Raw genomic sequence first — 12,624 nt, 5'->3', positions numbered from 1 at the left:
AAATATGAGTATTAAAATTGCTCTTGCTGGTAACCCTAATTGTGGTAAAACAACGATGTTTAATGCTCTTACTGGAGCAAATCAATACGTTGGAAACTGGCCTGGGGTTACTGTAGAGAAAAAAGAAGGAAGATTAAAAGGAAAGAGAAAAAACGAAGACATTATTATTACAGACTTACCAGGGATTTATTCTCTTTCGCCATATACACTAGAAGAAGTTGTTAGTCGTGATTATATTTTAAAGGAAAATCCTGATGTGATCATTGATTTAGTTGATGCAACGAATATTGAAAGAAATCTATATTTAACAACTCAATTAATTGAAACCGGTGTTCCGGTAGTAATTGCGTTAAATATGGCTGATTTATTAGAAAAAAGAAATATCAAAATCGATACTAAAAGACTTTCAATGCTATTGAATTGTCCTATTATTGAAACATCAGCCTTAAAACAAACTGGTTTAGATGCACTAGTTGATGAAGCTGTTAAAGTTGCAAATAAAAAAGAAGTTTCGTTACCAAAAGATATTTTTTCTAATGAATTAGAAAAAGCAATTGGTGAAGTTGAAACAAGATTACCATCTTCTATTAGTGATGATAAAAAAAGATGGTATGCAATTAAGTTATTAGAAAATGATAGCAAAGTTGTTGAAAGTTTATCAATTACTCATAGTGATACAACAGCAATTAATCAGTTACGTGAAAATATTGAAAATAAACAAGATGATGATATGGAAAGTATTGTTACAGATGAACGTTATCAATTTATTCAAAAAATAATTTCTACTACCGTTAAAAAAAGTGGCAATAAATTAACTATTTCTGATAAAATTGATAAAATCGTAACTAACCGTATTTTAGGTATTCCAATCTTTATTGCGGTAATGTTTGTTGTATATTATATTTCAGTTACTACAATTGGAACTTATGTCACAGATTGGACCAATGACGTCTTTGTTGTTGCTATTCAAGATGCAGTTGGAGGATTTTTATCTAGCATTGGAACTGGCGATGTAGTTCAAGGACTGGTTGTAGATGGAATTATTGGTGGTTTAGGAGCAGTTCTTGGTTTTGTACCACAGATGGCAATTTTATTTTTATTCCTATCAATCTTAGAAGATTGTGGTTATATGGTTCGTATCGCATTTGTTATGGACCGTGTGTTTAGACATTTTGGTTTATCGGGAAAAAGTTTTATTCCTCTGTTGATTTCTTCAGGATGCGGAATCCCAGGTATTATGGCTTCTAAAACAATTGAACAAGATAATGATCGTCGTTTAACGATTATGACAGCAACATTTATTCCTTGCGGTGCTAAACTTCCTGTTATTGCTCTAATGGGTGGTGTTATCGCTGGTGAAGTTGCGGGATATACTGAAAGCTCAATTATTGCACCATTGATGTATTTTATGGGAATTGTTGCGGTTTTAGTAGCGGCAATTATTTTAAAGAAAACTAAACCATTCTCTGGTAAGCCAGCTCCATTTGTTATGGAATTACCACAATACCATATTCCTTCTGCCAAAACTGTTTTATTACATGTTTGGGAAAGATTAAAAGGATTCATTATTAAAGCCGGAACAATTTTATTCTTAGCTTGCGTTGTAATGTGGTTTTTAGGTGGATTTGGTTTTGTTGATGGTTCATTTGGCATGGTTGAAGAAAGCAGTGATAGTTTATTAGCTCTTATCGGTGGATTTGTAGCTCCAATTTTTGCTCCACTTGGATTTGGAAATTGGCAAGCAGTAGCTGCAGCACTTTCTGGATTTACGGCAAAAGAAGCAATCGTTTCAACAATGGGAGTTTTAGCTAATGTTGCAGGTGATGTTGAAGATGCCGTTAACGTTGCTCAAGGTGTAGCTGCCTGGTTCCCAACTAGTTTAGCAGCATTTTCATTCTTAGTTTTTAACTTATTAGATTCACCATGTTTGGCAGCTATTGCAACAATGGCTCAACAAATGCAATCAAGAAAATGGTTCTGGTTTGCGATTATTTTCCAAAACGTCTTTGCATATGTTGTATGCTTATGTATTTATCAAATTGGTACATTCATTATTTATGGAACATTTGGATTATGGACAGCAATTGCCTTTGTTTTATTAGCGATTATATTATTCTTGTTATTTAGACCTGATCCATATAAAGATACTAAAGTTTATTCAAGACGTTCAGTACAGATAAATTCATAATTAAAAAACTGGATACTATGTGTCCAGTTTTCCTATATAAAAAGGAGATTTTAAAAATGATAGATCTATTTATTTTATTAATCATAATTAGCTATTGTATATTTGTTATTGTTCAACAACATAAAAAGAAGAAAGCTAATACTAATGGATGTAACGGTATTTGTGCTGGCTGCAGTGGTTGTAACGATCTTAGTAATTTAAAAGATATTTATTTTGCCAATAAGGCTCAAGAAAAGGAGAATTGATAATGGGACATTTGACAGATTCAATGTTTATCATGTTTGCATTAGTCATAGTCGTTTATATTGTTGGTATGAGTATTTATTTGATCTTGCAACAAATTAAAAAGTTATTGAATAAACGGCGTGATTTGAAATTTCAAGAAAGAAGGGATCGTAATGGTTGATATCATTATTATTATAATAGTAGTTATTTTATTAGGTGCAGCTTTAAAAGGATCAATCAAACATTTTAAAGGTGAAGGCTCATGTTGTGGTGGTAGTCATGAAAGTTTAGCACCTGATAAAAAGGTTTTAAGTTCTCCAATCATTGGTAAAATAACTTTAAAAATCACGGGGATGCACTGTCAAAATTGTGTAAATAAAGTTACAAATGCGATTAATTCAATTGAAGGCGCAAGTGCAAAAGTTGATTTAGACTTGCAAGAAGCAGTCATTTCATACGATCGTCCTATAGATAAAAAAGAATTATATCAGGTTATTGAAAAAAGTGGATATCATGTTGAATATTAGTAGTGAAAAATATAAAGATATTGACTGATAAAGAAATGTCATGGTATAGTACAAAATATTAATAGAGGTGATTATCATGACATGGGTTGTTGAAAATTTAGCTACAATAATTGTTGCTTTAATAGTTTTACTAGCTGTTTTGTTAGCGATTCGATCTATTTACCGTAATAAACGCAATGGTAAATTTAGTTGTGGTGGTAATTGTAATTCTTGCAATATCACCTGTCATGAAGATCCTAATTTAATTGAGCAATATTATCAAGATCGTGGAAAGTAGCAGCTTTCCACTTTTTTATTATCTAATGATAGAAAAATAATTAAAAAACAGTTATTATATTAGCTATGGGGGTTAAAGAAATGAATAAAAAAGCAGTATTTTTAGATGTTGATGGAACAATTGTTGCTAATCATCAAACAATTAGTCCTAAAGTTAAAGAAGCTATTAATCAAGCAAGAAAAAATGGTCATAAAATTTTCATTTGTACTGGTAGAAATAAAGCAGGGATCAACCAGGAGTTAAAAGAAGTAAATTTTGATGGGATTATTACTAGTGCTGGTAGTTATGTTGAAATTGATGGTCATGTCGTTCATTGTTGTTTCTTTTCAAATGATTTAGTTAAAAAAGTTACGAAAGTTTTTGATGAAAATAATATTGTTTATAATTATGAATGTACTAATATAACCTATATGTCAAAAAAAATGATTGAATTATTCGCTAAACTTGATCAAGAAGATATCACTAATTCAGAGATGGAACGAATTATTGCTGAACACAATGAAAAATTTAATGCTCACGATATGGATAGTTATGATGGTTTAGGTGTTCATAAGATATCTTTTGTGGCAAGAAATAAAGATGATTTTTTAGCGGCGAAAAAAGAATTAGATGACGATGTTATTTTTATTCTACATGATTTAGGAAATACAAATTTAAATGGTGAAATAATTTCTAAAACTGACAATAAAGGTACAGGAATTAAACATGCTATTGAATACTTACAAATGGATATTAAAGATACGATTGGTTTTGGAGATAGTATGAATGATTATGATATGATCAAAACGGTAGACTGTGGTGTAGTTATGGAAAATGGCAGTTTGGAGTTAAAGAAAATAGCTGATCGGATTTGTTTAAGTGTTGAAAATGATGGTGTTTATGATGAATTTATTAAATTAGGTTTAATCTAGTAATTTTAAATAGGCTTTAAAATATTTGGCCTATTTTTATTTTTGGCACTTTTTACTTGACAGTGCTAAAGCCTTGTATTAGAATATCTTTAGCACAGAAGTTTAGAGAGTGCTAAAGAATGGAGATGTAGATAAATATGGCAGAAAAAAAACAATTTAAAGCAGAATCAAAAAGATTATTAGATTTAATGATTAATTCTATTTATACACATAAAGAAATATTTTTAAGAGAGTTGATTTCTAATGCTAGTGATGCAAGTGATAAACTTTACTATAAAGCTTTAACAGAAAATATTTCTTCAATTAATCGTGAAGATTTAAAAATTGAATTGTCTGTAGATAAAGATAATCGTATTTTAACGATCAAAGATCATGGTATTGGGATGGATAAAGATGAGTTAGAAACTCATTTAGGTACAATTGCTAATAGTGGTTCTTTTGATTTTAAAAACGAAGTTGAACATGATGATATTGATATTATTGGTCAATTCGGGGTTGGATTTTATGCAGCTTTTATGGTAGCTAAAAAAGTGGAAGTAATTTCTAAAAAATACGGAACTGATCAAGGATATACTTGGGTTTCAGAAGTAACAGACGGATATGAAATTTTTGAAACTAATGTTGGTGATCATGGAACAACAATTAAACTATATTTAAAAGATAATACTGATGATGAAAATTATGATGAATATTTAGATCAATATCATTTACAAAGCTTAGTTAAAAAATATTCTGACTATGTACATTATCCTATTGTTATGGATATGACTGTTTCTAAGAAAAAAGAAGATAGTGATGAATATGAAGATGTAGTAGAAAATAAAACATTGAACTCAATGGTTCCTTTATGGAAAAGAAATAAACGAGAAATCACTGATGAAGAATATAATGATTTCTATAAAGATAAATTTAATGATTTTAATGATCCATTAAAAGTAATTCATAGCCGTGTTGAAGGAACGGTATCATATGATGCATTACTATTTATCCCTTCTAAAGCACCAATGAACTATTATTCAAATGATTATGAAAAAGGATTACAACTATATTCTAAAGGTGTCTTTATCATGGATAAAGCCAGTGAATTAGTACCTGAACATTTTAGATTTGTTAAAGGGTTAGTTGATTCTGAAGATTTATCATTAAACATTTCAAGAGAAATGTTACAACATGATCGTCAATTAAAAGTTATTGCTGATAAGATTGAAAAGAAAATTCAATCTGAATTAGAAAATATGTTGAAAAACGATCGTGATAAATATTTAGAATTCTTTGATAACTTTGGTTTACAATTAAAATTTGGTATTTACAACAGTTATGGTATGTTAAAAGAAAAATTACAAGATTTATTACTATATTATTCTAGTAAAGAAGAAAAATATATTACTTTAGCTGAATATGTTGAAAAGATGCCAGAAAATCAAAAAGAAATTTATTTTGCCAGCGGTGAAACATTAGACAAGATTGCTACATTACCACAAGTTGAAGTAGTAAAAGATAAAGGATTCGACGTTTTATACTTAATAGATAATGTTGATGAATTCTGTTTCCAAATGATGCGTGATTATAAAGAAAAACCATTCAAGAGTGTTGCCCAAGGTGATTTAGACATTGAAAGTGAAGAAGAAAAGAAAGAATTAGAAAAAACTAATGAAGAAAACAAAGATTTATTAACAGCTATTAAAGATTCTTTAGGTGATAAAGTTGTTGATGTCAAAGTTTCAGCACGTTTAAAAACTCACCCAGTATGCTTAGTATCTAGTGAAGGTGTTTCTTTTGAAATGGAAAAAGTATTAAGTCAAATGCCTGATGGACAAGCACAAGGAATTAAAGCGGGAAGAATCTTAGAAATTAATCCAAATCATGATATCTTTAATGCTATGAAAAAGGTTTATGAAAATAATCCGGAAAAAATTAATGATTATGCAAGCATTTTATATGATCAAGCTTTATTAATTGAAGGTTTCTCAATTGATAATCCGGTTGATTTTTCAAATAAGATTTGTGATTTAATGATTCAATTAAATAAATAATAAATAAGTAAATTATAATTAATGATAAACAGCACAGAGATTGATATAAATTTTTAAATAGACAAAGTCTATTAATTTGAAAAATATCAGTATTTGTGCTGTTTTTAGGTTGTAGATTAGTTTTTAGATAAATTTATCTGTTATAATATAATTAAAGGAATTATAAAGATAGGAGGCAAATTACAATGACATTAGATCAAGTGATTAATAAGCGTCGTAGTATTCGTAAATACAAAAATACTAGTATCGATAAAAAAACTATTGAAACAATTATTCAAGCCGGAATAGAAGCACCCTCATGGAAAAATAGTCAGACTGCTAGATATCATGTTATCACATCACCTGAATTATTAGCTAAAATCAAAAAAGAATGTTTACCACCATTTAATCAAGAAAATTGCCAAGATGCACCAGTATTGATTGTAACAACTTTTATAAAAAATCGGGCTGGATTTGGACGTGATGGCAGCAGTAGTAATGAATTAGAAAATGGCTGGGGTATTTATGATTTAGGTTTACATAATCAAAATCTAATATTAAAAGCAACAGATTTAGGATTAGGAACTTTGATCATGGGAATTCGTGATGCTAAAAAAATAAGAGATATATTGGAGATATCTGATAATGAAATAATCGTATCAGTAATTGCTTTAGGACTGCCAGATATTGAACCGGCTCGGCCTAAACGAAAGACAGTAGCTGAAATCTGTAAATTTTATTAACTATTACTTTGGTAATAGTTTTTTCATATTGCTTGAAAAAAACGAATTAATGTTATATACTATAACCGTACCCCCTATGGAGGGGGGTTAGGAGGAAGTATGAAACAGAAATATAGTGTTAAAGGTATGACATGTTCTGCATGTGAAAATCATGTTCATAATAGTGTTGCTAAAATTCCAGGTGTTGATAATGTAGAAGTTAATCTGCTTACAAATTCTATGACCGTGGAATTTGATGAAACTAAAGTTAATGATGCAATGATTTTTAAAGCGGTAAGTGATGGTGGGTATCAGGCAAGTAATTTTGATGATACATTAATTGATAATGATGATCTTAAGGACTTAAAAAAGCAATTGATTTATTGTTTTATTGCTCTTGGATTATTGATGTATGTATCGATGTCTTCGATGTTCAATTATCCAATTCCTAGTATTGTTAGAGAAAATCCCTATGTAAATATTGCTTTGCAAATAATTTTTTTAATACCAATTGTTATTATTAAGCGAAATTATTATATTAATGGATTTAAAAATTTATTTCATTTAGATCCAACTATGGATTCTTTAATTGCTTTAGGAGCTGGGGCTTCGATTGTTTATAGTTTTTATTCATTGTTTTTAGCTTTAACTGGTGCAATGGATACAGCTCATCTAGTTCATAATGTTTATTTTGAATCAGCAGGGATGATTGTTACTTTAATTAGTTTTGGAAAATATCTAGAAGCTAAGTCAAAGAAAAAGACAACTGATGCAATTAGTAAATTATTAGAATTAGCACCGGAAGTAGCTTGCCGAATAGTTGATGGTAAAGAAGAAATTGTTAAGATTTCTGAGTTAAAAATTAATGATCAGGTTTTAGTAAAAGCAAATGAAACAATACCTGTTGATGGTAAGATAGTTCAAGGCTTTAGTTCTGTTGATGAATCGATGATTACAGGTGAAAGTTTACCAGTAGAAAAAGAAGTAGATAGTTTAGTTATTGGCGGAACTAATAACTTACAAGGTTCCTTTATTTATCAAGTTACTAAGACCGTTGAAGATAGTACATTAGCAAAAATTATTGAACTTGTTGAAGAAGCATCAAGTTCTAAAGCACCGATGACTAGAACAATTGATAAGGTGGTAAAATATTTTGTACCAGGAGTTATTTTAATTTCTTTAATAACTTTTGTTGGCTGGTTAATAGCAGGGATGGGATTAAACTTTGCCATTACTAGTGCGATTGCCGTTCTGGTAATTTCTTGTCCATGTGCGTTAGGTTTAGCTACTCCAGTTGCTATTATGGTAGCTACCGGAGTTGGGGCAAGTAATGGTATTTTAATAAAAAGTGCAGAAGTACTTGAAAATGAAAATACTGTTGATGTCGTTGTCTTTGATAAAACTGGAACATTGACAAAAGGAATGGCTCAAGTAAGCGATATTTATAGTGATTGTTTAAGCAATAGTGAAGTAATTAAAATAATTGCTTCTTTAGAAAAAGGATCAAGCCATGTTTTAGCTAATGCGTTTATTGAAAAAGCTAACTTGATGCAATTAGAATTAAAAGAAACAACTGAATTTAAATCATTAAGCGGTTTAGGTATTCAAGGAAAAATTGATGATCAGGAATATTTGGTTGGTAATTTAAGAATGATCAAAGAAGCTAACTTGGATTTATCTAATTATCAAGAAAAAGTAGATGATTATTTAAATCAAGGAAAAACACTAGTATTCTTAGCTCAAAAAGATAGGGTTATTGGTTTAGTAAGTATTTTTGATGATATCAAAGAAACTAGTCGTCAGGCAATTGAAAGATTAAAAGAAATGAATATTAAAACAGTTATGTTAACTGGTGATTTAAAAGGTACTGCTCAAGCAATAAATAAAAAATTAGGATTAGATGAAGTTATTGCTGAAGTGTTACCACAAGATAAAGAAAATGTAATTAAAAAATTGCAAGAAGATGGAAATCATGTTTTAATGGTAGGAGATGGAATCAATGATGCTCCCGCTTTAGTTCGTAGTGATGTTGGAGTTGCTATTGGAAAAGGAAATGATATTGCTATTGATGCAGCTGATGTAATTTTAATGAAAGATGATATTCGTGATATTGTATCTTCATTAGAGCTTTCTAAACGAACTATTAAAAATATTAAAGAAAATCTATTCTGGGCATTTATCTATAACGTAATTGGAATTCCGATTGCAGCAGGGGTTTTCTATTTATCATTTGGAATTCGTTTGGATGCTATGATTGGATCTCTATGTATGTCACTTTCATCAGTTTGTGTTGTAAGTAATGCATTAAGATTAAAAAGATTTAAACCATATTATTTAAAGGAGAATAAGAAAATGAAAAAAGAAATTAAAATTGAAGGAATGATGTGTCAACATTGTCAAAAACATGTATCAGATGCTTTAAATGGTTTACCAGAAACAAGTGCTATTGTTGATTTAGAAAACAATATGGCTACTGTTGAAACTATTCAAGATGATCAAACTTTGACAAGTGCTGTTGAAAAAGCAGGGTATAAGGTAGTAGGAATTAAAAATGTCTAATGAAAAAGTGCTATTAAGGTTAAAAACAGCTCGTGGGCAAATTGATGCAGTAATCAAAATGATTGAAGAGGATCGTTATTGTATTGATATCGCTAATCAATTACTAGCGATTCAATCACTAATTAAAAATGCTAATAATGAAGTGTTGACTAATCATTTAAATCATTGTGTAAAAAATGCAATTAATGAACACGACGCTGATCAAAAAATCGATGAGATTGTAAAATTGTTGATAAAACTATAAAAACAAGGCTGATTCGGCCTTGTTTTTTTATAAGTATAGAATTAACAAAACTATTATGCTTTTTCGATAACAGTTTCATAAAGATTATTAGAAAGTAAATCCAAATTACTTTGTAAAACAATTAACTGGTTATCTTTTACAAATGCAATAACATTATAGATTTCTTCTTCGCCTTCACCTAAAAGATATCCGTTAGATATTTCTTTTTTAAAACTATAATTGATGCTTGATTGATAGTTTTCTAATCCTTGGGTAGCTTTAGACTTATCGCTATATTGATAATAATTAACTTTAATAACTTCTTCACCATTAGTTTCACTATAACTTACTGAATTATCGATTAAAAAACTGCTGCTAGTGATGCAAGTATCATAAGTTTTTTGATCACCAGGATAACCTAAATCAGCTAAAGAGATAATTTCGTCGTTAACAGGTTCATTTTTTCTTTCAAAATAATCTAAACCTAGACCAACAACAATTAAAACAATAGAAATAATAAAAAGCCAGTTATTAAAAACAAAAGTTTTATTATTGATAATATTTATTTTTCGTTTAAACTTACTTTTTAATACCTCTGTTGCTAAATAGTGAAACATAAAACGACATAATAAACTAATACATAGTAATAATGGTACATAATGTAAAATTATTGATCCATTACTTACAAATTCACTAGGATTAAGATTAGTAAAAACATTAGGAATAAATAAATATGAAAATAAAACAGCTAAAAATATGAATACAAAGTTCATAAAAGTTCTGTTTCTTTTAAAGTAATTAGTCAACAATTCTTTTTCAGTACCAGTATAATCATTTTTCTTTTTAGATCTAAAAACATATATTTTTCTTGTTCGACCAACATATTCATAACCATTATCAATATAATCATTTAACCATTGTTCTTTTAAACGGCGTAGACTAATGTTTTTATTACTTGGTACAAAAAGATCAGTTTTGTAATAGTATTGTTGATTATCTTTTTTAAAAAATGTGAAAATATCAACATTTTTACAATTATAACCTTTTTTTGAAAGATTGTTTAAGAAATCCTGGAAAATCAAATATTCACTAGGATCATAATTTGTTAAATGTAGTTTCATTGTATACTCCTTTAAAAATAATCTAATAATAGGATAACATTTCTTGACAAAATAATAAAGATAAACCGTGTCAGGTTTATCTTTATAGAACTAAAAACCTTCATCTAATAAGTATGATTGTGCAATATTTTGACAATGATCACCAATTCTTTCAATATTTGCAAGAATATCAACGTAAGTAGAATTTACTAATGCTGATTTTTCGATTTTATTAGTAACACGCATAATATGGCGCTGTTTAGCTTTTTTATTGAAATAGTCTAAGTCAGATTCTTTATCGTTGATATATTTGATATCATCAAATTCATGATTTTCAAAAGATTTAATACTATGTTCAAGCATATCAATAACTAGATTCATCATTGTTTCTAAATCAATTCGTGCTTCAAGAGAAAAATCTTCTTTTTCATCATAAATGGCTTCATAATAATTAGTCATATTAATACATAAATCACCAATTCGTTCTAAATCCTTGATTGTTTTCATATTGGCAATATATTCGATCGTTTGATGATCGTTTAGTGTTTCTTGATTAATTAGTATAAGATAATCAGTTATTTTCTTGTCTAAAGTATTAATAGTATCTTCGATTTCAAAGATCTTGTTTTTAATATCCGGATTTTTGGTTTGAAAATAATTTTTGGTTTCCTTAACGCCAAGAGCTGTAATTTTAGCCATTTCAATAGTTTTATTTTTAGATATTGCTAAAGCATGACTTGGAAAAATTCCTATTACATTAGGGTCTAATTCACTTAAATCTGGTTCAATCTCTTTATTTCGTGATTTTATAATTTTTTTAATGTATTTATAAATTATTGGAATAAATGGATAAAAAATCAAAGTTGTTATGATATTAAAAATTGCATGAGCTAACGATAATTGTAATTTAGCTGATATATTAAATGCTGCTGTAATAGTTTCAATTAAACTTGTAAATGGATTTAAAAAGAGCATAAAAATTATTGCACCAACGATGTTGAAAAAAACATGGAAAAAGGCTGCTCTTTTAGCGGAAATATTACCGCCAATTGAAGCGATTACTGCAGTAATTGTTGTACCAATATTACTTCCAAATAAAAATGGTAAAGCAATAGTTAGATTAATAGCTTTAATAGCATACATTTGCTGGATAATGGCAATAATAGCAGCGGATGATTGTACAATTGCTGTAAGAATAATACCACCAAGTAATCCTAGTAAAGGATTTTTAACTAAATAGCTAGTAATCTGGGAAAATTCTGATATTTCTGAGATATTCGCTAGATTATTACCCATTAGTTCTAATCCATAAAATAAACATCCAAATCCAAAAACAACTTGTCCTAAATAAGCTGGTTTTTTACTTTTAGAAAATAATAAAAAGATAGCGCCAAAAATAATAAAATAAACTGAGTATTGTGATAACCTAGAACCAACAAAAACAGAAGTAATAATTGTACCAATGTTAGCTCCCATAATAATACCGATTGATTGTTTGAAACTCATCAACCCTGAGCGAATTAATCCAATTGTAAGAGCAGTAGTTCCCGAACTTGACTGAATTAAACAAGTGACAAAAGCACCAATAATAATACTTTTAAATTGATTAGAAGTGTATTTATCAATTATATTTTTTAATTTATCACCAGAATATTTTTTTAATCCTTCTCCCATATACTGGATTCCAAAAAGGAATAAGCCTAAACCAGCTATAATATAAGGCCAGTTAATATTTGCTAAAGTCATATGATCACACCCCTATATAATGTCATAATATATAAACATTAAGAAGATGTAAATTAGCTTAACGTAATCTTAACAATTAGTTATTGGAGAATTACTTATTGTTAAAAAATAATTTTATTTATGGTATTATAGAT

At 28.7% G+C, this 12,624-nt stretch carries 12 protein-coding genes; 10 read left to right on the top strand and 2 right to left on the bottom strand.

Going from position 1 to position 12,624, the window contains the following annotated elements; all coding sequences use genetic code 11:
* Window positions 1-4 precede the first annotated feature (4 nt).
* The 10 genes from feoB to ABGT36_RS07840 all read left to right on the top strand — a co-directional run bounded on the left by feoB (window position 5) and on the right by ABGT36_RS07840 (window position 9,665).
* Window positions 5-2,188 (top strand): ferrous iron transport protein B, encoded by a 2,184-nt coding sequence (gene feoB, locus ABGT36_RS07885; protein ID WP_346677567.1) that lies wholly within the window; start codon window positions 5-7, stop codon window positions 2,186-2,188.
* Between the two features lie 56 nt (window positions 2,189-2,244).
* Window positions 2,245-2,433 carry a FeoB-associated Cys-rich membrane protein gene (locus ABGT36_RS07880; protein ID WP_300080312.1) on the top strand — a complete coding sequence of 63 codons (189 nt, stop codon included), beginning with the start codon at window positions 2,245-2,247 and terminating at the stop codon, window positions 2,431-2,433.
* Window positions 2,434-2,435: 2 nt separating this feature from the next.
* Entirely contained in the window at window positions 2,436-2,594 is a 159-nt protein-coding gene (locus ABGT36_RS07875) for a hypothetical protein (protein WP_158095173.1), read from the top strand.
* Window positions 2,587-2,940, top strand: coding sequence for a heavy-metal-associated domain-containing protein (locus tag ABGT36_RS07870; RefSeq protein WP_087298397.1), 354 nt, complete (start codon window positions 2,587-2,589; stop codon window positions 2,938-2,940). The genes ABGT36_RS07875 and ABGT36_RS07870 overlap by 8 nt, the downstream gene beginning before the upstream one ends.
* 76 nt (window positions 2,941-3,016) lie before the next feature.
* Complete coding sequence (locus ABGT36_RS07865; protein WP_087298398.1) at window positions 3,017-3,217, top strand: FeoB-associated Cys-rich membrane protein; 201 nt, start codon at window positions 3,017-3,019, stop codon at window positions 3,215-3,217.
* Window positions 3,218-3,297: 80 nt separating this feature from the next.
* Window positions 3,298-4,128, top strand: coding sequence for a Cof-type HAD-IIB family hydrolase (locus ABGT36_RS07860; protein ID WP_087370596.1), 831 nt, complete (start codon window positions 3,298-3,300; stop codon window positions 4,126-4,128).
* A 137-nt stretch (window positions 4,129-4,265) separates the two neighbouring features.
* The gene (htpG, locus tag ABGT36_RS07855) at window positions 4,266-6,161 is read left to right on the top strand and encodes a molecular chaperone HtpG (RefSeq protein ID WP_300080318.1); all 1,896 of its coding nucleotides are present in this window, start codon (window positions 4,266-4,268) and stop codon (window positions 6,159-6,161) included.
* 185 nt (window positions 6,162-6,346) lie between these two features.
* Complete coding sequence (locus ABGT36_RS07850) at window positions 6,347-6,883, top strand: nitroreductase (RefSeq protein WP_346677564.1); 537 nt, start codon at window positions 6,347-6,349, stop codon at window positions 6,881-6,883.
* Between the two features lie 99 nt (window positions 6,884-6,982).
* Window positions 6,983-9,421 carry a heavy metal translocating P-type ATPase gene (locus tag ABGT36_RS07845; RefSeq protein ID WP_346677562.1) on the top strand — a complete coding sequence of 813 codons (2,439 nt, stop codon included), beginning with the start codon at window positions 6,983-6,985 and terminating at the stop codon, window positions 9,419-9,421.
* Window positions 9,414-9,665 (top strand): metal-sensing transcriptional repressor, encoded by a 252-nt coding sequence (locus ABGT36_RS07840; RefSeq protein ID WP_087298403.1) that lies wholly within the window; start codon window positions 9,414-9,416, stop codon window positions 9,663-9,665. Before ABGT36_RS07845 ends, ABGT36_RS07840 begins: the two co-directional genes overlap by 8 nt.
* Window positions 9,666-9,718: 53 nt before the next feature.
* Here the strand turns inward: ABGT36_RS07840 and ABGT36_RS07835 are convergent, their stop codons facing one another.
* Complete coding sequence (locus tag ABGT36_RS07835; protein WP_346677560.1) at window positions 9,719-10,765, bottom strand: DUF2812 domain-containing protein; 1,047 nt, start codon at window positions 10,763-10,765, stop codon at window positions 9,719-9,721.
* A gap of 90 nt (window positions 10,766-10,855) precedes the next feature.
* Window positions 10,856-12,490 (bottom strand): Na/Pi cotransporter family protein, encoded by a 1,635-nt coding sequence (locus ABGT36_RS07830; protein WP_308697985.1) that lies wholly within the window; start codon window positions 12,488-12,490, stop codon window positions 10,856-10,858.
* Window positions 12,491-12,624 lie beyond the last annotated feature (134 nt).

The sequence above is a fragment of the Erysipelatoclostridium sp. An173 genome, from assembly GCF_963931465.1.
Taxonomy (GTDB): domain Bacteria; phylum Bacillota_I; class Bacilli_A; order Erysipelotrichales; family Coprobacillaceae; genus Thomasclavelia; species Thomasclavelia merdavium.
This window is presented reverse-complemented; position numbering and strand designations above follow the sequence as displayed.

Coding starts and splice junctions, on each gene's coding strand:
- feoB (WP_346677567.1), top strand. CDS start 5: ATGAGTATTAAAATTGCTCTTGCTGGTAACCCTAATTGTGGTAAAACA.
- ABGT36_RS07880 (WP_300080312.1), top strand. CDS start 2,245: ATGATAGATCTATTTATTTTATTAATCATAATTAGCTATTGTATATTT.
- ABGT36_RS07875 (WP_158095173.1), top strand. CDS start 2,436: ATGGGACATTTGACAGATTCAATGTTTATCATGTTTGCATTAGTCATA.
- ABGT36_RS07870 (WP_087298397.1), top strand. CDS start 2,587: ATGGTTGATATCATTATTATTATAATAGTAGTTATTTTATTAGGTGCA.
- ABGT36_RS07865 (WP_087298398.1), top strand. CDS start 3,017: ATGACATGGGTTGTTGAAAATTTAGCTACAATAATTGTTGCTTTAATA.
- ABGT36_RS07860 (WP_087370596.1), top strand. CDS start 3,298: ATGAATAAAAAAGCAGTATTTTTAGATGTTGATGGAACAATTGTTGCT.
- htpG (WP_300080318.1), top strand. CDS start 4,266: ATGGCAGAAAAAAAACAATTTAAAGCAGAATCAAAAAGATTATTAGAT.
- ABGT36_RS07850 (WP_346677564.1), top strand. CDS start 6,347: ATGACATTAGATCAAGTGATTAATAAGCGTCGTAGTATTCGTAAATAC.
- ABGT36_RS07845 (WP_346677562.1), top strand. CDS start 6,983: ATGAAACAGAAATATAGTGTTAAAGGTATGACATGTTCTGCATGTGAA.
- ABGT36_RS07840 (WP_087298403.1), top strand. CDS start 9,414: ATGTCTAATGAAAAAGTGCTATTAAGGTTAAAAACAGCTCGTGGGCAA.
- ABGT36_RS07835 (WP_346677560.1), bottom strand. CDS start 10,765: ATGAAACTACATTTAACAAATTATGATCCTAGTGAATATTTGATTTTC.
- ABGT36_RS07830 (WP_308697985.1), bottom strand. CDS start 12,490: ATGACTTTAGCAAATATTAACTGGCCTTATATTATAGCTGGTTTAGGC.